The organism is Paraburkholderia edwinii, from assembly GCF_019428685.1.
GTDB lineage: Bacteria > Pseudomonadota > Gammaproteobacteria > Burkholderiales > Burkholderiaceae > Paraburkholderia > Paraburkholderia edwinii.
Map to the genome: position 1 here is coordinate 1,260,925 of NZ_CP080095.1, position 21,068 is coordinate 1,281,992.

Annotated in this window: 19 protein-coding genes; 17 read left to right on the forward strand and 2 right to left on the reverse strand. The window is 64.8% G+C overall.

The features are described 5' to 3' along the window. Positions 1-152: 152 nt before the first annotated feature. From KZJ38_RS05520 to KZJ38_RS05565, 9 genes are all read left to right on the forward strand, one after another. Positions 153-566 (forward strand): hypothetical protein, encoded by a 414-nt coding sequence (locus KZJ38_RS05520; protein ID WP_219799147.1) that lies wholly within the window; start codon positions 153-155, stop codon positions 564-566. Beyond that, positions 566-1,447 (forward strand): 4-hydroxy-tetrahydrodipicolinate synthase family protein, encoded by an 882-nt coding sequence (locus tag KZJ38_RS05525; protein WP_219799148.1) that lies wholly within the window; start codon positions 566-568, stop codon positions 1,445-1,447. The genes KZJ38_RS05520 and KZJ38_RS05525 overlap by 1 nt, the downstream gene beginning before the upstream one ends. A 136-nt stretch (positions 1,448-1,583) precedes the next feature. Beyond that, positions 1,584-2,237 (forward strand): GNAT family N-acetyltransferase, encoded by a 654-nt coding sequence (locus tag KZJ38_RS05530; RefSeq protein ID WP_219799149.1) that lies wholly within the window; start codon positions 1,584-1,586, stop codon positions 2,235-2,237. A gap of 5 nt (positions 2,238-2,242) precedes the next feature. Next, the gene (locus KZJ38_RS05535) at positions 2,243-2,656 is read left to right on the forward strand and encodes a hypothetical protein (protein ID WP_246641650.1); all 414 of its coding nucleotides are present in this window, start codon (positions 2,243-2,245) and stop codon (positions 2,654-2,656) included. A 220-nt stretch (positions 2,657-2,876) separates the two neighbouring features. Further along, a complete protein-coding gene (locus KZJ38_RS05540) occupies positions 2,877-4,001 on the forward strand; it encodes an FUSC family protein (protein ID WP_219800131.1) in 1,125 nt (374 codons plus the stop codon). Between the two features lie 390 nt (positions 4,002-4,391). Then, complete coding sequence (locus KZJ38_RS05545) at positions 4,392-5,351, forward strand: hypothetical protein (RefSeq protein WP_219799150.1); 960 nt, start codon at positions 4,392-4,394, stop codon at positions 5,349-5,351. Between the two features lie 320 nt (positions 5,352-5,671). Beyond that, positions 5,672-7,363 (forward strand): cytochrome c, encoded by a 1,692-nt coding sequence (locus KZJ38_RS36390; RefSeq protein WP_246641652.1) that lies wholly within the window; start codon positions 5,672-5,674, stop codon positions 7,361-7,363. Continuing rightward, entirely contained in the window at positions 7,360-7,848 is a 489-nt protein-coding gene (locus tag KZJ38_RS05560) for a (2Fe-2S)-binding protein (protein ID WP_219799151.1), read from the forward strand. Before KZJ38_RS36390 ends, KZJ38_RS05560 begins: the two co-directional genes overlap by 4 nt. Continuing rightward, a complete protein-coding gene (locus KZJ38_RS05565) occupies positions 7,845-10,274 on the forward strand; it encodes a xanthine dehydrogenase family protein molybdopterin-binding subunit (RefSeq protein ID WP_246641653.1) in 2,430 nt (809 codons plus the stop codon). The genes KZJ38_RS05560 and KZJ38_RS05565 overlap by 4 nt, the downstream gene beginning before the upstream one ends. 16 nt (positions 10,275-10,290) lie before the next feature. Here KZJ38_RS05565 and KZJ38_RS05570 read toward each other — a convergent pair whose 3' ends face one another. Next, positions 10,291-10,959 (reverse strand): hypothetical protein, encoded by a 669-nt coding sequence (locus KZJ38_RS05570; protein ID WP_219799152.1) that lies wholly within the window; start codon positions 10,957-10,959, stop codon positions 10,291-10,293. Between the two features lie 62 nt (positions 10,960-11,021). Continuing rightward, positions 11,022-11,915 carry a hypothetical protein gene (locus KZJ38_RS05575; RefSeq protein ID WP_219799153.1) on the reverse strand — a complete coding sequence of 298 codons (894 nt, stop codon included), beginning with the start codon at positions 11,913-11,915 and terminating at the stop codon, positions 11,022-11,024. Positions 11,916-12,125: 210 nt separating this feature from the next. On the opposite strand from KZJ38_RS05575, the gene KZJ38_RS05580 reads away from it, so the two are divergent. The 8 genes from KZJ38_RS05580 (at position 12,126) to srlE (ending at position 21,039) form a co-directional block, all read left to right on the forward strand. Continuing rightward, a complete protein-coding gene (locus KZJ38_RS05580; protein ID WP_219799154.1) occupies positions 12,126-13,115 on the forward strand; it encodes a sugar-binding transcriptional regulator in 990 nt (329 codons plus the stop codon). A gap of 364 nt (positions 13,116-13,479) precedes the next feature. After that, positions 13,480-14,811, forward strand: a complete 1,332-nt coding sequence (locus tag KZJ38_RS05585; RefSeq protein WP_219799155.1) for an NAD(P)H-dependent oxidoreductase — start codon at positions 13,480-13,482, stop codon at positions 14,809-14,811. A gap of 50 nt (positions 14,812-14,861) precedes the next feature. Beyond that, positions 14,862-15,968: a thiamine pyrophosphate-dependent dehydrogenase E1 component subunit alpha gene (locus KZJ38_RS05590; RefSeq protein ID WP_219799156.1), complete on the forward strand. Its 1,107-nt coding sequence runs from the start codon at positions 14,862-14,864 to the stop codon at positions 15,966-15,968. Continuing rightward, positions 15,965-16,999: an alpha-ketoacid dehydrogenase subunit beta gene (locus KZJ38_RS05595; RefSeq protein ID WP_219799157.1), complete on the forward strand. Its 1,035-nt coding sequence runs from the start codon at positions 15,965-15,967 to the stop codon at positions 16,997-16,999. The genes KZJ38_RS05590 and KZJ38_RS05595 overlap by 4 nt, the downstream gene beginning before the upstream one ends. A gap of 1 nt (position 17,000) precedes the next feature. Continuing rightward, a complete protein-coding gene (locus KZJ38_RS05600) occupies positions 17,001-18,413 on the forward strand; it encodes an acetoin dehydrogenase dihydrolipoyllysine-residue acetyltransferase subunit (protein WP_219799158.1) in 1,413 nt (470 codons plus the stop codon). 335 nt (positions 18,414-18,748) lie between these two features. Beyond that, on the forward strand, positions 18,749-19,243 hold the full coding sequence (locus KZJ38_RS05605; protein ID WP_219799159.1) for a transcriptional regulator GutM: 495 nt from the start codon (positions 18,749-18,751) through the stop codon (positions 19,241-19,243). 129 nt (positions 19,244-19,372) lie between these two features. Next, complete coding sequence (gene srlA, locus KZJ38_RS05610) at positions 19,373-19,927, forward strand: PTS glucitol/sorbitol transporter subunit IIC (RefSeq protein ID WP_219799160.1); 555 nt, start codon at positions 19,373-19,375, stop codon at positions 19,925-19,927. Between the two features lie 50 nt (positions 19,928-19,977). Continuing rightward, positions 19,978-21,039: a PTS glucitol/sorbitol transporter subunit IIB gene (gene srlE / locus KZJ38_RS05615; RefSeq protein WP_219799161.1), complete on the forward strand. Its 1,062-nt coding sequence runs from the start codon at positions 19,978-19,980 to the stop codon at positions 21,037-21,039. Positions 21,040-21,068: the final 29 nt, after the last annotated feature.

Below are 21,068 nucleotides of genomic sequence, written 5' to 3' on the forward strand. Positions count from 1 at the left end.
CAGGATGCCTGCCTTGCCGGCAGCCGCAGGGAAACTGTCAGTGTCTGCACTGTATTTTTTCGCCGGGCTGCCGCTTTTTTGCACCGCATTTATACCGGCAGGACTAATCTCGTAACTGTCTTGACCAACCACTGCGGGATTGACCGCTCACCATGGCTCTCTCTCAACCGTCCGAAGTCCCCGATTCCGTACGCTCCCCTTCACGCGCTTTACAGTCTGCTTTACGGCCCGCTTTACAGACCGCTTCACAGCCTGCTCAACAGTCCCTCCAGCAGCCTGTCCAGCGCAGCAACAACGTCATTCCCTTTCCGCTGTCGCGTGTGCTTTTGCCCGTTACCCTGATCCGGGAAACCGAAAGCGAAGCGCGCTCGCAACTCAAATCCCTGCTGCACTCGCCACTCGGCGTCTACGTCGTCGGCACGGAAGTCGTCCGTGACGGCGTGCGTGTCCTCTTCTCCATCGCGCCCGAAGACCTCGATTTCACGATGCATACGCTGATCGCATCGGTGCCCGAGGCTCTGATCGGCTCGCTCAAGCGTATCGGCTCTTTGAAAGAGGCGCACTGATGTACTCCGGTATCTGGCTGCCGATCGTCACACCGTTTCGCAACGGCGATGTCGATATCGAAGGTTTGCAGCGTCTCGCCGACTACTACCTGCGTACCGAGATCAGCGGCTTTGTCGCGCTCGGCACCACGGGCGAGGCTGCCCTGTTGTCCGAAAGCGAACGCGTCACGGTGCTGCAGGCGCTGCTCGACGTGGTCGGCGACCGTCTGCCGGTGCTGATCGGTGCGGGCGGTTTCGATACGCGCGACGTGGTGCGCGAGATCGGGCGCTACGAGCGCTGGAATTGCGCCGGTTATCTCGTCTCGGCGCCCGCCTACGTGTGCCCCGATCAGGCCGGCGTGCAGTGGCATTTCGAACAGGTTGCGTGCGCAACCGAACGCCCGATCGTGCTGTACGACGTGCCGCATCGCACGGGCGTCAGGATCGCCACGGAAACCGTTAGCCGGCTGCTCGAGTTCGACAATATCGTCGCGATCAAGGAATGTGTGAAGGACCAGTTCGCCGCGCTGCGCGGCCAGCCGGTCAACGTGCTGTGCGGCACCGACGACGCGTTTATCGAGTGCCTCGACGCGGGCGGCGCGGGCGGCATCCTCGCGAGCGCGCATGTGTGCGCGGACCTGCTCGTCGAAGTGGGCGAACTGCACCGTGACGGCCATGTCGACGATGCGAAGCGGCTTTTCGACAATCTCGTGCCGTTGCTGCGGCTGCTGTTCGCGGCGCCCAACCCCGCGGCGATCAAGGCGATGCTCGCATTCGACCATCCGCTCACGGACGAAACGCGCATGCCGATCACGCGCGCGTCGGCGCAACTGGTCGAGCGGCTCTTGCAGGCCCGCAACGCGCTGCAGGATTTGCGCGCGGAAATGGTGGGCGCGCATTAAGGCGGAGCGGGGCGTGAACATGATGCGCGGCTGCCGGTGCGCCGGCAGCGCGCGCGGAGCGGAACACCGCCGGGAATTCAACCAACGTTTCACTGAAGTCAGGACTTCGCGCAACACGCGAAGTCTGGAGGTATCCATGCATAAGCAACGCGTAGCGGCTGAGAATCAGACAGAACAAGCTTCCCGCATCGCAACCGTTCAGCGTGGCAGCGGCGCCGGCAGCGTCGTGCTGCGGCGCTTCGACCCGTCGCGCGACTCGTACGAGCAACTGACCGCGATGCTGCACCGCGCGTTCGCGCGGCTCGGCATGATGGGGCTGAACTGCCTGTGCGTCGGGCAAACGCCGCAGGCGACGAAAAAGCGCGCGCGAGCTGGCGATTGCTTCGTCGCCGTCTGCGGCGGCCAGGTGGTCGGCACGATGACGCTCTATGCGCGCGACCTCGAGTCGACCTGCGAACACTACCGCGTCGAGAACGTCGCGACGCTGCGCCAGTTCGGCGTCGAACCCGCATGGCAAAGCCGCGGCATCGGCAAGTCGCTGATCGCGTTTGCCGAACATTGGGCCGCCACCCGCGGCTACGCGCAGCTTGCGCTCGATACGCCGTATCCGGCCGCGCACCTGCTCGACTTCTACCGCAGCCAGGGTTTTCGCATCATCGACGTGATGCGCTTTGCCGATCGCGGCTACGACAGCGCGATTCTGAGCAAGCCGCCGGTCGCCGCGCGCACGCTGGCGAACTGGTCGCGCCGCCTCGAATTGCCGTGCCCGACTTTTCCGCGTGCCGCATGAATCGCATGAATCGAACCGATAGCGCCGGCGCGCTGATCGTGTACGCGCGGCCGCTGATGATGCTGCGCGGCATGTGCAAGGTGATTGCGATCGCGTTTGCGGTCAATCAGGTGCTGACGACTGTGTTTACGTATGTCGCGCAGCAGGTCGATAGCGCGCTGCCGCATCAGATGGTGTGGATTTTCAGCTGCATGACGTGCGGTCTGCTCTCGTTGTGGCTGCAGGCCGATGCACGCCGCGCGTTCGCGTTCGCGCGCAAGCAGGGCTATGTGAAGATCACCGATGCCATCAACGACGGCAAGGAGCGCGCGCTGCAGATCGCCATGGATTGCCCGAAGCGCTGGCTCGTGATTCTGCATATCGAACTGAATCCCACCGCGTTCGCCATGCAGCCCGGCAATCCGCCGCGGCAACGATGATCGCTGTGACCGGCGCGCGGCGTCTCGACTGCGTCTGCCCATTGCGGCGCCGCCTTGCGTACGGTGCTTCCCGCCATTGCGGTACGGCGTGCAAAGCGTCTATAAAGACACTGTGTCGATTACCGGCGGTGTCGATGTCATGGACGATCATGAGCAGGTCGATGCAAGGCAAGCGCGGCCCGGCGACGGCGCGCAGACCGCGCGGGCCGATGCGGGCCGCATGCCCGGCGGCCCCGCTGCCGCGATTCAGGCGTGGACGCGGCGTCTCTTCGCGCAACCTTCGCGTGCGCTCGGGGCGTGGTTCGATCGGATCGACCCGGGCACGCATCGTCGCGTAAAGGGGCTGCGCCTCGTCACCGCCTACGGCATTGCCGCCGCACTCGGTGCATTGCACGACGTCACGCGCGATGTGCACCAGAGCGCCACGCTGTCGACGCTTGCCGCGAGCATCGCGCTCTGGGCAAGCGTGTTCGAAGCGAAGACCACGCGCGCCGAATCGAGCCGCGATCTTGGGTTGCTGTGCATCGCGGCCGGCATCGGCGCGGCCGTCTATGCCGCGCTGTTTCCGTTCCTGCACAGTGCGGGCCGGGCGGGACCGGAAATCGTGCTCGTCAGCGGCGCATTCTGCGTCGGCTATATGAAGCGCTTCGGCGTGCTTGGCGCCGGCATCGGCGCGCAAATCTATATTGGCCAGCTCTATGCGTCCGCGATGACGCTCGGACCGGCCGACGTGCCGGCAATCGGCGTGGCGGTGCTGATTGCGATGCTCGGCTCGATCGTGCCGCGTCTGCTGAGCGGGCCGGCCGAGCATCCGGCGCTGCTCGCGGCATTTACTGCGGTGCCGCCGGTGCCGCCCGGCTTTGCGCGGCGCTGGCCGCCTGAATTCGTGATGGGCCTGCAGGCGGCCACGGGCGCGTTGATCATCGTCGCGCTGAACCGGATGATCGGGCTCGAGGAATCGGAGTGGGCGATTACCGGCTGCACGTTCGTCGTTGCCGCATCGGCGACGGCCACTGTGCAACGCACGCGACAGCGCATCGTCGGCACGATAGTCGGCGTGCCGCTTGGCATTGTGTGCCTGCCGCTGGCCGAGCATGCGCCACTCGTCGTCTGGGCTTTCGCGGCGCTCGCGATGATCGTCTATGCGATGAGCCTGCCCGAGCGCTACGACGTCGCATGCGGCGCCTTCGCGTTCATCCTCATGATCACGCTGGCCGCGGATGGCATTCACTCAGTGCCGTATCTGTTTGCGCGCTTGTGGGAGACCGTGATTGGCGGCGTGATCGGCGTGCTGGCCGCGCTGCTTATTTTTCCGTTGCGCGCGAATCGCGCGGAGGCGAAGTAGAAAACACGCGAAATTGCAAGGGAAAAGCGCCTGGCCGAATGGACGATCGGCCATCCGGACGAAGTGCATTACGTGCGAAGCAAAAGGATAATCGACGCACTGGGAGCACTCGTGATCTCTCTGTAGAAAGCAGATGTGTGTCGGTGTCGCGCGAGAGGTAGAACGCGCAGCGGACCCATGCAGCGAACAAGCGGATGAAGCGGACGCAGACCAGCGGAAGCAGGCCAGCAGCGCGCAATTACTGCGCGCAAATGAAGACCCAAATGAAAAGGGCGTCACCGAAGTGACGCCCTTGAATAAGAAGCCGGGGGTCCGCTTTCCCGAAGGTAGCTGCCGACACTGATCCCGACTTAACGAACCAGATCGTACCTGGAAAAAGGACACTCGTCAATGCAACTCTCGGATGAGGCACTCGCCTCCGTCACCACGCTGTTGTCAGGCGATCGCCTCGCTCAGTTCCTTGCGCTGTCCGGCTCGCTTCGGCCGGCCGTCGAGCTTCATCAGCAGACGTTGCGCGTTGGCGGCAGCCTGATGTGCGTGATTGCCGTGGTGGAGATCGCGCTACGTAATACGATCTCCGACGCGCTGATAGCGTACTTCGGTACCGGCGATTGGCCGCGTCATCCGCGCGCGCCGTTCGTCTGGCGCGATCCGGAGAAAACGCGCATCGGCCAGGCGATTGCCAGCGCGCAGCGCGCGGCGTACGCGAAGCTGGACACGGCCGCAAAACACGCAATCGTCGCGCGCGTGTTCCGCAACGGCGTGCCCGCATACCTGACGCGCGAACAGCACGCGAAGATCCGGCAGCATGCGCTGTCGGTACCGAACAGCCAGGTGGTCGCGCAGCTGTCGCTGTCTTTCTGGAAGCGCCTGTTCTCGCCGGAATATGAGTCGTCGCTATGGCGGCCGGTGTTGAAGCGCATTTTTCCGGACAAAGCGCTGCGGCGCGCAGACGTCGCCGTGCAACTCGAGCACGTCTATCAGGCGCGCAACCGGATCGCGCATCACGAGCCTGTGTACGGGTATCGCTTGCGCGACACGCTGGCGGCGATCGACTTTATCGTGACGAGACTCGAGCAGCGCGAGCCGAGCCTAACGACGCCACTTTCGCAACTGCTCGGCGGCGAATGGCAGGCGCTGTCGACCCAGGCCGATGAACTGCGCGCGTGTATCGACGCTTGCGTCTGGGCGGCGCAATCCCCTTGCGCATTCGAGCAGGCCGTATGCTTCAACGATGCATCGAGCGCTCGCGCGATCCTGCATTCCGTCGCTGCTCACAGCCATGATCTGCCCGGGTGCCCATCGCGGTCGACCGGCGAGCGCGACAGCGCTGTTCATCCCGGCGTCTGAACCGCTTTGACGACAGGATGTATCCGCAACGATGTGCAAGGTGTCGAAGCCACACATCAGCGTCCGCCATGCGCGTGACATCCGCGGCGACTATCGTCGTCAGATTTTTTGGCGAACCGGGTATCGATATAGCTGGTCAGTACGCGAGGTTTGTCGAGCAACTTTTATTTGGCGGACGCATCATACGACTCGACTGCGGAGCAGACCGCGGAATCGATAACCAGCATCAACCGAAGAGACGCGCCCGCACCACGGCGTCGCGATAAGGCTTGCTGAAAGGGCAAGCCTGTATCGTCGAGGGCGCCACGTCCGGAGATCGAATGAAAGGGAAGATCGTCTTCGTCGCTATCGTGCTTGCGGTTGCCGCGGGGATGTCGCGCGCATGGGAGCCCGCGATCGATCCGACGACGGCGCCGCCGCCCGAGCTGGCGGCCGACACCGCGCAGATTGCGCGCGGTGCGCGCCTCGCGGCGCTCGGCGACTGCATCGTGTGCCACACGGCGGCGCACGGTAAGCCTTACGCGGGTGGCCGTCCGCTGCAGACGCCTTTCGGCACGATCTACGTCACCAACATCACGCCCGATCCGCAAACCGGCATCGGCGGCTGGCCGCTCGATGCGTTCAGGCGCGCGATGCGTGACGGCGTATCGCGCGATGGGCATCTGCTGTACCCGGCTTTTCCGTATCCACACTTCACACATATGACCAACGCGGATATCGCCGACCTCTATGCATTCATGATGTCGCGCGAGCCCGTGCATGCGATTGCGCCGTCGAACCGGCTCACGTTCCCGCTGAATTTCCGGCCGCTCGTCGCGGGCTGGAATATGCTTTTTCTGAGGCGCGGGCCTGAGCGCGGCGAAGCGGCGCCTGCTGTTTCGCCAGCCGTTTCGTCCGAGGTGATGTCGGCCGCTGCATCTGCTTCGATGCAGACTTCGGTGCCGACTTCGGTGCCAAGCTCGGTGCCGACTTCGGCGGCAAGCCCGGTGCCAACGCCGGAGGGCGCTGCAGTATCGGCTACGTCCACCGATGCCGGCGCGTCGTACCGTGCCGATAGCGACAACGTCGATAGCGCATACGCAGTGCAATGGCAGCTCGGCCGTTATCTTGTCGACGGTGTCGCGCATTGCGCCGCGTGTCATACGCCGCTCAACAAGCTCGGCGCCGAAAAGCGCGACGCGCCTTTCGCGGGCGGCACGCTCGAAGGCTGGGATGCGCCCGCGTTGACGAAGCTCTCGCAAGCGCCGACGCCGTGGACGCATACGCAGCTCGTCGCGTATCTGCGTACCGGTTTTGCAAGCGAGCACGGCGCGGCCGCTGGACCGATGCTGCCCGTCACGCAGTCGCTAGCGAAGGCGCCGCGCGAGGACGCCGAAGCGATCGCAACGTATGTGATGTCGCTGCAAACGCCGCCAGCTGCAAGCAGCGCGACAACCACCGCGACAACCACACCGGCCACCACCGCAACAACCACCGCAACAACCACCGCAACAACCACCGCAACAACCACCGCAACAACCACCGCAACAACCACCGCAACAACCACCGCAACAACCACCGCAACAACCACCGCAGCCACCACCGCAGCCACCGCCACCGCCACCACCACGGCCACCGCGGCCACCACCGCGCGCAAACTTGCGACCGACCTCGAGCAACTGGCGCCGCCGGCCGTGCTTGCCAGCGGCGCGACACTCTTCAACGCGGCATGCGCATCGTGTCACAGCACCGTCGCGCCGATGACGACGCATGGCGAGCGCCCCTCGCTCGCGCAAGGCACGGCGGTCAACGCGAACAGCCCGCGCAACGCGGTGCGGATGATTCTCGACGGTATCGACTGGCACGGCAGCGACGCCGCGCACTACATGCCGCCGTTCGCGCAAACCTTCACCGACGCGCAGATCGCCGATGTCGTGAACTACACGCGCGCGCGCTTCAGCGCGCACGGGCCGTGGCCGGACCTCGACGCCGCCGCGGTCGCGCGTATCAGAAAGGAGACCGCCGAACCATGATTACGCTGACCGTCAACAACGTGCGCCACGACATCGACGTCGACCCGTCGACGCCGCTCCTCTATGTGCTGCGCAACCAGTTGCAACTGAACGGCGCGAAGTACGGGTGCGGGCTTGGACAATGCGGCGCGTGCACGGTGATCGTCGGCGACGAGCCGGTGTTTTCGTGCCTGCTGCCGGTCGCCGCGTGCGGCGGTCGGGCCGTGCGCACGATCGAGGGGCTCGGCACGATCGAGCATCCGGGGCCGCTGCAGCGCGCGTTTATCGATCAGCAGGCCGCGCAATGCGGCTACTGCATCGCGGGCATGGTGATGCGCGCGCAGGTGCTGCTCGAGCGCACGAGCGCGCCGACCGACGAGCAGATCCGCGCGCACATGCAGCCGAATCTGTGCCGCTGCGGCACGCATATGCGGATCGTCGCGGCAATCCGGCAAGCGGCATCGGACATGAGCGGGCAGCACGCGTCACCGGAGACGCAGTCATGAAAGACGACGGCGTATGGGGCGTCGATACGGAACCGGACCTTATGCAGGACCTTACGCAGGACCTTTCGCAGGACCTTTCGCAGGACCTTTCGCAGGACGGTGCGCAGAACGCCGCGCAAGAAGCTGCACGTCAAGCGCATCAGCCGAACATCGACGCCGGCCGCCGCCGCTTCCTGACCGCCGGCGCATTGCTCGTCAGCTTCACGCTGCTGCCGCGCCCGCGCGATGCCTTTGGGCAAACCGTAACGACGGAAGCCGGTACCTTCACCGCGACCGCGCCGAAACTGCCGGGTAGCCTGAAGACGACACCGGCGCTCGACGCATGGATTCGCATCGACACCGCGGGCAAGGTCACCGTGTGCACGGGTAAGGCCGAACTCGGCACCGGCATCAGCACGGCGTTTATGCAACTCGCGGCCGAGCAGCTCGATCTCGAACCGCAGGCGATCACGCTGATTACCGCCGACACCGGCGAAACGCCGAACGAAGGTTACACGGCCGGCAGCCATTCAGTGGCCGACAGCGGCACCGCGATCTTCAACGCGGCAGCGCAAGTGCGCACCTTGTTACTGCAAACGGCCGCCGCTCAGCTGCAGGTCGATGCGTCGACGCTTGCCACGCAAGGCGGCCAGATCATCGCGCCGGACGGCCGCCGCCTGTCGTATGGCGACGCGGTGCGCGGCACGAATCTGCATCGGAACGCACAGCCCGGCGTGGCGTTAAAGCCGCCCGCGCAATTTGATGTGGTCGGCCATTCGCTGCGGCGCGTCGACATTCCGGGCAAGGTGACGGGCGGCGAGAGCTATATCCAGGACATGCGCCCGGCCGGCATGGTGCACGCGCGCGTCGTGCGCCCGCCCGCGTACGGCGCGACGCTCGCATCGGTCGATACCGCGCGTATCGAGCGCTTGCCCGGCGTGCTCAAGGTGGTGCGCGACGGCAACTATCTCGCCGTCGTCGCCGGCGACGAGTGGCAGGCGATCGTCGCGATGCGCGAGCTGATGGCCGCCGCGCGATGGCACGCGGGGCCGCCGCTGCCCGATCCGTCGACGATCCACGAAACGCTGATCAGGCTGCCCGCGCAGGAAATCAAGGTCGCCGATCAAAGCGGCCAGACGGCGCCCGCCGTTCATACGCTCGACGTGCGCTACAGCAAGCCGTATATGACGCATGGCTCGATCGGCCCGTCCTGCGCGCTCGCGCGTTTCGACCATGGGTCGATGACCGTGTGGTCGCATACGCAGGGCGTTTTTCCGCTGCGCGCGGGGCTTGCCGAAATGCTGTCGCTGCCGAAAGCGCAGGTGCGCTGTATTCACGTGGAAGGCTCAGGCTGCTATGGTCACAACGCCGCGGACGATGTGGCCGCCGATGCCGCGCTGATCGCGCGCGCGATGCCGGGCCGCACGGTGCGCGTGCAGCTGATGCGCGAGCAGGAGCACACATGGGAGCCGTTCGGCCCCGCGATGACGACACATGCGAGCGCGTCGCTCGACGCGAACGGCACGATCGTCGACTGGCGCTACGAGCTGTGGAGCAACACGCATAACAACCGCATCGACAATGCGGGGCGCCTGCTGCCCGCGCAACTGCTCGCTCAGCCGTTCACGCCGGCGCCGCCGAAGCCGATTCCGATGCCCGAAGGCGGCGGCGATCGCAATAGCATTCCGCTCTATCGCGTGCCGAACCTGCAGGTGCAGAGTCACTTTCTGCCGGACATGCCGATTCGCGTGTCGGCGATGCGCTCGCTCGGCGCGCATATGAATATCTTCGCGATCGAGAGTCTGATGGACGAGCTTGCGCTCGTCGCGCAAGCCGATCCGGTCGAATTCCGTTTGAAGCATCTCGACGATCCGCGCGCGCGTGATGTGATCGAGCTTGCGGCGCAACGCTTCGGATGGCAGAAGCGCGCGCCGGCCGCGGGGCAATCGTCACGTGCGGGTGCAAGTCCTGCGGGTGGCGAAAGCCGCGGCGTCGGGTTCGCGTTCGCGAAGTACAAGAACCTGATGGCGTATTGTGCGATCGCGATGGAAATTGCCGTCGACCGCGATACGGGCCGCGTCGATATCGAGCGCGTGGTGGCCGCGATCGACTGTGGGCAGATCGTGAATCCGGACGGCGTGCGCAACCAGGTCGAAGGCGGCATTCTGCAAACGACCAGCTGGACGCTCTACGAACAGACGACTTTCGACACGCGCTGCATCACGAGCTACGACTGGAGCACGTATCCGATCATGCGGTTTTCGTCGGTGCCGAAGCGCGTCGAGGTGCATCTGATCGACCGGCCGGGCTTGCCGTTTCTCGGCGTCGGTGAAGCGTCGCAGGGACCGGCGGCGGCCGTGCTGGCGAATGCGATCGCCGATGCGACCGGCGCACGCATACGCGATTTGCCGCTGGCCGGCGCGCGCCTGAAGGCGGCGCTGGCGTAGGCGCCGCGTGCCTCGATCAAACGGGTCGCACGCTTTTCAATGGCCGCGCGGACGCCGGCCGGTTCGCGACAAAACCGGGCTCGCGCCAGTTCGGCTCGATGCCCATGAACTTGTCGAAGTACGCGATCGCAAGCGCCGGCTCCTCGACGATATTCTCGCGAAACGACTGCCATACGGCGGGCTGCGCAAGCGCGTCCGACGGCTCGACCGGGAAGCCGCATTCCTCGCGCAGCGTGCGCTTCAACATGCCGATGCAGAAGTACGTGAGCATGTAGCCGATCGGCCACCAATGCGCGATATCGTCCGCTGACGGCGGTACTTCGGTGATGCGGTCAGCGGCGCGATCGGGCGCACTGTCTGGCGGGTCTACAAGCGAATGCAGCAGCGGATTTTCGACGACCCGCACGGCCTTTTCGTGCAGCAGATCGCGCAGCAGCACACCGTACGCGAACTGGAAAAAGTCGCGCGGATTGCGCTGGCGATAGCCGTCGTTGTGCGCGAGCGCATCGATCCACGCGAAGAAGGCCGCGGTGAACTGGCGGCTGTCGATTTCGATGCGGATACCGTGACGCGCGCCATATTCGTCGCAGCACTGCTGCAACAACTGGCGGCATAGCGTCAATTTCTGGACGTGTTCCCACGCGCGGGGCGGCTGCACGTGGCTGTTGCGCGGCGCCTGAAACATGCGCGGCTCCTTTGCGGGCAGGCTGGCCCGTGTTCAGCGATCAACGATGAGGTAAGCGGCGATCAGCACAGATGCGACACGATATGCGCGATCTCGTCGGCGAGCGCGCCGACACGGTCGCGCTCTTTCAATGCTGTGCGCAGCGCCGTTTCGCGCGCGCCGATCACGTCGGCGAAAAAGCGCAGCACGGCGTCGGGCTCGGTGACGATGCCGTTCGGACACGCTTCCCTGCATAGCGACGCCACCGTGAGCATCAGGAACACATACGTGTTCGGTTCGGTAACGAGCCACCACGGCGCGCTGACGTCGGGCAGCGTATCGAAGCGCGTGCTGCGGATCGGCTGCAGATCGATCAGCGATGCCGCGAGCTGTGCGCAAGGCCGCGCAAGCGCGCCCGGCGCCGCCGTGCCGCCTGCAAACGACGACTGGATCGAACGTTCGCGCGAGCTCGCAAGCGCCGCGCGCGCATGGTCGAGCGCGTGGCTTACGCGGTGTTCGAAGATCAGCACGTCGGTGGCGCCACATTGCATGATCATGCGCTTCGCGGCCGCGTAGTACGACATCGAAAATTTGCGCTGCGCCTTTGTATCGCTGCTCGATGCACCGAGATAAGTGGTGAGCGATGCCAACGGCACCGGCGACTTCCAGTGGTCCTGCAACGGCGGCACTGCGTGACCCGCGAACGATTCGGCGCTTTCGAGCAGATCGTCGGCGAGATGCGCGACTGATTCGAGGGACAGCGTGGGAAGCGAGGAGAGCGGCGAGCGCTGCGATGTAAGCGGAGGGCGCCGCGGCGCGGCCTGCGCCGTGTGCGCTTCGTTCGGGTTTTCGCCACGCACCGGGCCCGGCACATTGCGGGCCGCGTAGCGCAACTGCCTCGCGCAGTCCTTCAGCGCGATGCCGAGCTGATTGATGTCTCGCGAGAGTTGCAGAGGCAACAGCGATTTCGTCTCCATGGCTTTCTCGAAGTCAAACTCGTGTCAAACCCGGCGTGAAACCCAGTGGTGAAGTGCCGCAGTGAAGCCGCAATGAAGCGCTCGGTAAAACCCTCGACGACTGAGCGTATAGATGAGCGTCAGAGATGAGCGTCTGCAATGAAACATTTGAAGTTAAGATAGCACAACTGTTCAGTGTCGATGCCGACTTTTTAATGATAGGAGCCGAGCTTGCCGAAGGCGAATATTTCCACGCCGAGCGTGGAAAACGACGAGCAGAATCCGACGCAGCGCCTGCGGTTGCGCGCGGCGTGGATGTACTACGTCGAGGAGATGACGCAGAACGAAATCGCGCAGAAGCTTGGGGTCGGGCGCGTGACAGTCGTGCGCCTGCTCGCCGCCGCACGCGAACGCAATGAGGTGAAGATCACGATCGGCGATCGTCTCGCCGAATGCGTCGACGCCGAGCGCCAGCTGGAGGCGCGCTTCAATATCGACGAGGCGATCGTTGTGCCGCTGTCCGCGCGCGGCGCCGATGCGACCGCGCCGATTGCGGCCGCGACGGGTGCGTATGTGTCTTCGCTCGTGCGCTCCGATATGCGTATCGGCGTCGGTTGGGGTCGTACGCTGGTGAGTTCGCTCGGGTTTATCGAAGAGCGCGCCGTCGATCGGCTTTCCATCGTCTCGCTGCTCGGCGGCATCATGAAGGCGCGCAAGTTCAATCCGGCCGAATTCGCGTGGCGGCTCGCCACACTGTTCCAGGCCGACTGCTATCTGATGACGGCGCCGCTTTTTGTCGATAGCGCGGCGACGCGTCAGACGCTGATCGAACGCTGCGGCCTCGCCGATATTTTCGAGCTCGCGAAATCGCTCGACGCCGTATTGCTTGGCGCCGCCGGCACCGGCGCGGATCAGACCTCGCATCAGTCGAAATTCATCACGAACGCGGACCGTGCGTCGGTCGTGAAGGCCGGCGCGATCGGCGACGTGCTGTGCAACTTCTTCGACGCGAACGGCAAGCTCGTCGACCATCCGATCAACGAGCGCGTGATGTCGGTGCCGCTCGATATCATCAAAAAGGTGCCGATGCGCGTGCTCGCGGCGGGCGGCGCGGGCAAGGTCCACGCGCTTGCCGGCGCGTTGAAGCTGCTCAAGCCGACGGTTTTGATTACTGACGAATACACCGCCCGCGATGTGCTGAAGCTTGCGGGCGGGGCTTGAACTGATCGTGATCGTGCGCTTTTAGCGCGCTGCGCTTCCCGCGCTTGCCGGCGCCGCTGCAGCGCGGCAGCGCGGATCATTCTGGCGCTACCTCCCTCTTTCTCCGCCGTTTTCCACTTCGTCCTCCCCCTTTTTTTGCACTGCACCGTGCATGCGCGCGACGCTGCCGCATACGCGGTTCACGCACGTCTTCATCCGCATTTCCGCGCGCACATCCAGGGGTTAGTCCCGAGCTTTTCAACACGATTTTCGTGGCGCGCAACCTTGTCCCTTTCGTGAACATACTGCTAACATAAAATACAAAAGTGCTGTCGTAAGCGCATTCCTCATTCGATCCGAGGCTGCCCCTCAAGGAGACATGTTCATGCACAACATCACGCCGAGCGGCCTTGCCGCCGATCTCGAACAGCGCGCGTCGACCGGCCGTCCGATCCGCATCGGTCTGATCGGTAGCGGTGAAATGGGCACGGACATCGTCACGCAGGTGCGGCAGATGCACGGCCTCGCGATCGGCGCGATCGCCGATCTGCGCGTCGATGCGGCGTGCGCGGCGGTGCGCGTCGCGAATGGCGCGGACCGCGGTTATCGCGTGGTCGAAACGGCGAGTGCGCTGACGCAGGCGATCGAAGCGGGCGACATCGCGATCACGCAGGATGCGGAGCTCGTCTGCACGAGCGGCCTGATCGACGTCGTGATCGACGCGACCGGCAAGCCCGCGGTCGGCGCGCAGATCGGCCTCGCCGCGATGGAGCACGGCAAGCATCTGGTGATGATGAACGTCGAAGCCGACGTGACGATCGGCGCTTATCTGCGGCGCGAGGCGCGGCGCCTGGGCGTCGTTTATTCGCTCGGGGCCGGCGATGAACCGAGCTCGACGATCGAGCTGATCCAGTTCGTCAGCGCGCTCGGTTATCCGGTCGTGGCCGCGGGCAAGGGCAAGAACAACCCGCTCAATATCGACGCGACGCCCGATGCTTATCTGGAAGAAGCGCAGCGCCGCAATATGAACCCGCGCATGCTCGTCGAATTCGTCGACGGCTCGAAGACCGCGGTCGAGATGTCCGCGATCGCCAACGCGACCGGGCTCGTGCCCGACGTGCCCGGTATGCACGGCCCGAGCGCAACGCTCGACGAGCTGCATAACGTGCTGTGTCCGAAGGCGGACGGCGGCATTCTGTCGAGAAAGGGCGTGGTCGACTACACGATCGGCAAGGGCGTGGCGCCGGGCGTGTTCGTCGTCGCGGAGCTTGCCCATCCGCGGCTGCGCGAGCGCATGGAAGACCTGAAGCTCGGCAAGGGTCCGTACTACACGTTCTATCGGCCGTATCACCTGACCAGCCTCGAAGTGCCGCTTACGTGCGCGCGCTCGGTGCTGTATGGGCGCGCCGATATGGAGCCGCTGCCGGTGCCCGTCGCTGAAGTGTGCGCGGTCGCGAAGAAGGATTTGCGGCCCGGCGAGCGGCTCGATGCGATCGGCGAATACACATACCGCGCATGGGCGATGACGGTTGCCGATGCCCGCACGCAGCAGGCGGTGCCGTGCGGTTTGATCGAGCACGGTTCGGTTACGCAGCCGATCAAACGCGGCGAACTGCTGACGTACCGCAATTGCGCGGTCGACGGCGCATCGGCGATCGTCGCGCTGCGGCGCCGTCAGGATGAAATGGTGCAGGGCGCTTCGGCAGTGGCGGCTTGACGCGCACGAAGCATGGGGCCTGAGGCTCGCGGCACGCGAAGGAGACGTTCATGCAGCAGGTAGCCGAGAAAGAAGCGGAAAAACACGACGGGCAGCAAGGCGAACAGCAAGCAGTGCAACCGGGTGAGCTGGCGCCCTCAGCACTCGCCGTCTATCGTCGCCACGATCCCACGACGTTGCGCGGCGCGTTGCGCAAGATGATTCTCGTGCGCCGCTTCGAGGAGAGCGCCGAGCAGGCCTATATGCGCGGCCTCATTCACGGCACGATGCATCTGTCGATCGGTCAGGAAGCGAGCGCGATCGCCGCAACGCTGCCGCTCACTGATGCGGACTACATCACGTCGACGCATCGCGGCCACGGCCACTGCATCGGCAAGGGCGCAGACCCGAAGCGGATGTTCGCGGAGTTCTTCGGCAAGGAGACCGGCTATTGCCGCGGCCGCGGTGGCTCGATGCATATCGCCGATGTGCAGCGCGGTAATCTCGGCGCGAATGGCATTGTCGGCGGCGGACTGCCGATTGCTGTCGGCGCCGCGCTATCGATCCGCAAGCAGCATCGCGATTCAGTCGTGATGTGCTTTTTCGGCGATGGCGCGAACAACGAAGGCGCGTTTCACGAATCGCTGAATTTTGCGTCGATCTGGAAGCTGCCGGTGATTTTCGTCTGCGAGAACAACCGCTACGGGATGTCGATGTCGGTCGAGCGCTCCACCGCCGTACCGCATATCGCGCAGCGCGCGGCCGCATACGGCATGCCCGGCGTGACCGTCGACGGCAACGCGTTCGCCGATGTGCTCGATGCGAGTGAAGCAGCGGTCGCGCGGGCGCGCGGCGGCGCGGGCCCGAGCCTCATCGAATGCGAGACGTACCGGCTGCGCGGCCATTCGAAGAGTGACCGCAACCGCTATCGCACGCGCGATGAAATCGACGCATGGAGCGCGCGCGATCCGATTACACGCTTCGAGCAGGAACTCGTGCGCTACGGTGTGCTCGATGCGGCGCAAGCCGATGCGATTCGCGCGGACGTCGAAGCGCAGATCGAAGCAGGCCTCGCGTTTGCGCAGGCGAGCCCCGCGCCGTTGCGCGAAGAACTGACGCGCTACGTCTACACCCAAACCGCACCGCAGATGCCGGGAGCGGCCGGAGCACCGCGATGAACGCGACCGTGCATGCAAACGCGGAGTCGAACCCGGACGCTGCCGTGCGTGAGCTGACCTACGCGCAGGCCATTCAGGAAGGCATAGCGATCGCGCTCGCGCGCGACGAGCGTGTTTTTGTAATGGGCGAGGACATTGGCGTGTACGGTGGCGCGTTCCAGGTCACCGGCGACCTCTATCAGCGCTTCGGCGCCGAGCGCGTGATGGATACGCCGATCTCCGAACTCGGGGGCGCCGGCATCGCGGTCGGCGCGGCGTTGACGGGCTCGCGGCCGATCTACGAATTCCAGTTCTCCGACTTCGCCACGCTCGCGATGGAGCAGATTGTCAACCAGGCGGCGAAGCTGCGCTTCATGCTCGGCGGCGAGGTGTCGGTGCCGCTCGTGATGCGCTTCCCGGCCGGTTCCGGCACGGGCGCCGCCGCGCAGCACAGCCAGAGTCTCGAAGCGTGGTTTGCGCATGTGCCGGGCCTCAAGGTGATTCAACCGAGCACGCCGCACGACGCAAAAGGGCTGCTGCTCGCCGCGCTCGACGACCCGGACCCTGTGATGATTTTCGAGCACAAGCTGCTCTATAAGAGCAAAGGGCCGGTGCCCGAGGGCTATTACACCGAGCCGATCGGCAAGGCCGCACTGCGCCGCGCGGGGCGCGACGTGACGATCGTCGCGACCTCGATGATGGCGATCCGTTCGCTCGAGGCAGCTGGGCAGCTCGAAGAAGAGGGCATCGACGCGGAAGTAATCGACTTGCGCAGCGTGAGGCCGATCGATCGCGACGCGATTATCGACAGCGTGAAGAAGACTTCGCGGCTTATTTGCGTCTATGAAGGCGTGCAGCAGCTCGGCATCGGCGCGGAGATCGCGTCGATCGTCTGCGAGAGCGATGCGTTCGATTATCTCGACGCGCCGGTCATCCGCCTGGGCGGCGCCGATTGTCCGCTGCCGTACAACCCCGAGCTCGAAAAGGCCGCGGTGACGCAGGTCGACGATATCGTCGCGGCGGCGCGCCGCAGTGTGGGCGGGAGACATTGAGATGCCGACCGAAGTGATCCTGCCGCGCGTCGATATGGATATGACCGAAGGCATGATCGCCGCGTGGCATGTACACGAAGGCGAGACGGTGCGCGCGGGCACGGTGATCTTCGAGATCGAGACGAGCAAGGCGACCATGGAAGTCGATGCGCCGGCCAGCGGCACGATCCGCCATATCAGTACGGCGGTCGGCGAGACGGTGCCGGTCGGCACGCCGGTCGCGTGGATCTATGCGGAAGGCGAGGCGGTGGCGGATCTGGCGGGGGCGCAGGCGCGTGCGCGCACGCTTGCAAAATGCGCCGATAGCGCCGATAGTCGCGCGGATGGTGCGGCGCACGATACGGCGCCCGACGCGCATGCATCAAGTGCAGACGTCGCCGCGCCGCAGGCTTCCGTCATGCCTGCACCGGTCGACCTGCAAACCGCCAATAGCCGCTTGCGCGCAACACCGGCCGCCCGGCGCCTCGCGCGCGAACGCGGTCTCGATCTGCGCGATATCGCGGGCTCGGGGCCGCACGGCCGCATTGGCGCAAGCGATGTGTTGCGCGAGCCGCAAGCGATGCCGGACGTCGCTCGCGAACGCGCCGAACGCGAATTCGCCGCACAACTCCGTTCAGGCCGTCCGCAGGCCGCGCCTTTACACCGCGTCTGGCTGCGCGAAGGCACGGGCGATCCGCTTGTGCTGCTGCACGGCTTTGCCGCCGAGCTCAATAGCTGGCGCCCGTTCTGCCATGCGTTCAATCGAGTCGCGCCGGCGGGGCGTGGTGTGCTCGCGCTCGATCTGCCCGCGCATGGCAAGTCGGCTGCGCAGCCGGCCGGTACGCTCGACGAGATCGTCGCGGCCGTCGACGAAACGCTTGCCGTCGAGCAGATCACGCATTGCCATCTGGCTGGCCATTCGTTTGGCGGCGCGATAGCGCTTGCAACAGCAGCTTATGGCCCACTCGCGCTGACGAAGGTCCGCTCGCTGACGCTGATCGCGCCCGCGGGCCTCGGCCCCGACAGCAATGCGGCGTTTTTACGCGGCATCACGCAGGCGTCGCGGCGCACGAGCTTCGCGGCATGGCTCAAGGAACTGTTTGCGGACCCCTCGCACATGGACGAGATGTTTGTCGCGACTGCCGAACAACAGCTGGGCGACGCGGATGTCCGCACGCGCCTCGCCGCGCTTGCCGATACTTTTTTTCCCGATGGCGCGCAAAGCCTCGATCTGCGCAGCGTGCTCGGCGCGCTGACGATACCGGTGCGCGTGATCTGGGGCCTGCAGGATCGCATCCTGCCCGCGCGGCACGCGGACGGTTTGCCGGGCCGCGTTGCAGTGCATCGATTTGCGCGCGTCGGGCATCTGCCGCAACTCGAGGCGCGCGATGACGTCGCCGCGATTGTGGCGCAGAACATCGCGAGCGCGGGTTAAGCCGCGAATCGACAAATGAGGGATAAAGAAACGCGTGCACTCGACGCGCGATTAGGGTGACAATGCAACCGATCGATAAAAGACAGACACACTGAAGGGAAAGAAAAACGCACCTGGTAAAGCGGCTTGAAAGACCCACACAGAACCGATCCAGCAGACCGCCCCAGTTCGACTCGCGTTTTCCCCAATTCAGTTGGGTTTGAACAATTGTATTATTAGGAGAGCATGATGTTCATGCGTGTGATTTGCGCTGCTCGCTGCGCGCGAACACATCGCGGCCTTCCGGTCACAGGCCGGTTGCGCGGAACACATGCATGGAGAGCCGGGAGACGACAATGGACTATGTGCGTGGCGCGTTGCTCGCTTTAGCCGTGTTCTGGGCGTTGCAAGTGGTGGCGTCGTGGTTTCAGATGCGCCGCTACGGCGATGCATTGCGTCGCACGGCGGGCCGCTGGAATAGCGGTTTTCTTGGCGTCGGCGCATGCAAGGTCCGCTTCGGGCGCGGTGCGATTGCCATTGTCGTGCTCGACAGCGCGCTTACCGTAAGCGAATTTCTCAGCATGTCCGGCATGACCGTGTTCAGCCGGTTTCGTCAGCATGACGGATTTTCCGGTCTCACCATCGATGAATTCCGTATGCGGCTCGCAGCCTCCGGTTTGCGCCGCAGTATCGTGATCGCTGCGTCGGACGCGCTCGAACGCGCGCAGCGCACCGCACAACAGCAGACACAAGAACAGGCAGATAAAGACAACGCCGCGGGTGCGACGGCCGCGGCCGCGACCGCTGTCGCGGATGCAAACGCCGCACCATTGACCGGCTTGCCCGCGTAGCCGGAAGCCGTTACCCGATCGTTCGATAGCCTAAGGTTTCGCTAGTCCACAGCCGTACCGTCCGGTTCCGTCCTCAGTCAATACGACGGGGCTATTCGCGCATGAGTTGGACCCACTGGGAGAATTGCCGTGATCATTCTCGACTGGCTTACGCATTTCGCCGAAGCGTTTATCGGCGTGTTCAACGCGGGCGGCAAGGTGTTCATCGGTTTCGTCACCGGCATTCTTCCGACGCTGATCGTGCTGCTGACGGCTGTCTATACGCTAATCGCGCTGATCGGCGAGCATCGCGTGCAGGGCCTCGCGCGCTTCTTCTCGAAGAACGTGATCACGCGCTATACGCTGCTGCCGTTGCTCGCGATGTTCTTTCTGACGAACCCGATGGCCTACACGTTCGGCGTGTTCCTCGAAGAGAAGCACAAGCCCGCGTTCTACGATTCGGCCGTATCGTTGTGCCATCCGATTACCGGGCTCTTCCCGCATTGCAACCCCGGCGAGCTGTTTGTCTGGCTCGGCGTGGCCGCGGGGCTGACCAAGCTCGCCGAAACGCACCCGCTGCCGTTTTCGATTCCCAAGCTCGCGCTGTTCTACCTGATCGTGGGCCTCGTCGTGAACCTGTTCAAGGGCATGCTCACCGAGGTCATTACGCGGCTTATCGCGCGCCGCGAAAATATCAAGCTGTGACCACCCACCGCTCATCGGGACACTATCGGGACACAGAAGGGGAGAACGCAATGGACACGAGAGCTTATCGGACCGTCAAGGTCGTGCATGGGCCGAACGGCTGGGGCGGCCCGATCCTGGTTCAGCCGACGCCGGAGCGCAACAAGATCGTCGCGGTGACGGGCGGCAAGATCCCTGAACTCGCGACGCGTCTTGCCGAACTGACCGGCGCGACCGTCGTCGACGGGTTTCGCAGCCCGCCGCTCGAATCGGAAATGGCCGCGGTGGTGATCGACTGCGGCGGCACCGCGCGCTGCGGCGTCTATCCGCGCAAGCGCATTCCGACGATCAACCTGACGCCAGTCGGCCAGTCGGGACCGCTCGCGCAGTTCATTACCGAGGATATCTACGTATCGGGTGTGCTGCCCGAAAACCTGTCGGTCGTCGAAGGCGAAGCAGGCGAACATGCGCCAGCGGGGCAAGCGGGCGGTCCCGCCAGCCCCGGCGACGCGCTTGTGATGCCGGCGGCCGGCGGCGCGGGAGCAGCGGTTGTGTCGACGCAACGTGGGGAAACGCAACCCGGCGGCAGCCAGGAAAGCCGCGGCGTCGTCGGCCTCATTACGTCGATCGGCCGCGTGATGGGTGGTGTCGTCAACGTGCTGTTCAACAGCGGCCGCAAGGCGATCGACACGGTGATCCGCAACGTGCTGCCGTTTATGGCCTTCGTGACGATGCTGATCGGCATCATCAACGCGACCGGCATCGGCAACGGCCTCGCGCATCTGCTCGAACCTCTCGCGGGCAACATCATCGGCCTCGTCGTGCTGTCGGCGATATGCGGCTTGCCGTTTCTGTCGCCGGTGCTGGGTCCGGGCGCGGTCATCGCGCAGGTGATCGGCGCGGCGATTATCGGACCCGCGATCGGCAACGGCACGATTCCGCCGCAAATGGCGCTGCCGGCACTGTTTGCCTACGACACGCAGGTCGGCTGCGATTTCGTGCCGGTCGGCATGGCGCTCGGCGAAGCGAAGCCGGAGACGATTCGCGTCGGCGTGCCCGCGGTGCTGATCAGCCGGCAGATCATGGGACCGGTTTCGGTGCTGATCGCGTGGGCGGCGAGTTTTGCGCTGTGAGCGCCGCAGGATTCGACGCCCGCTTCGCG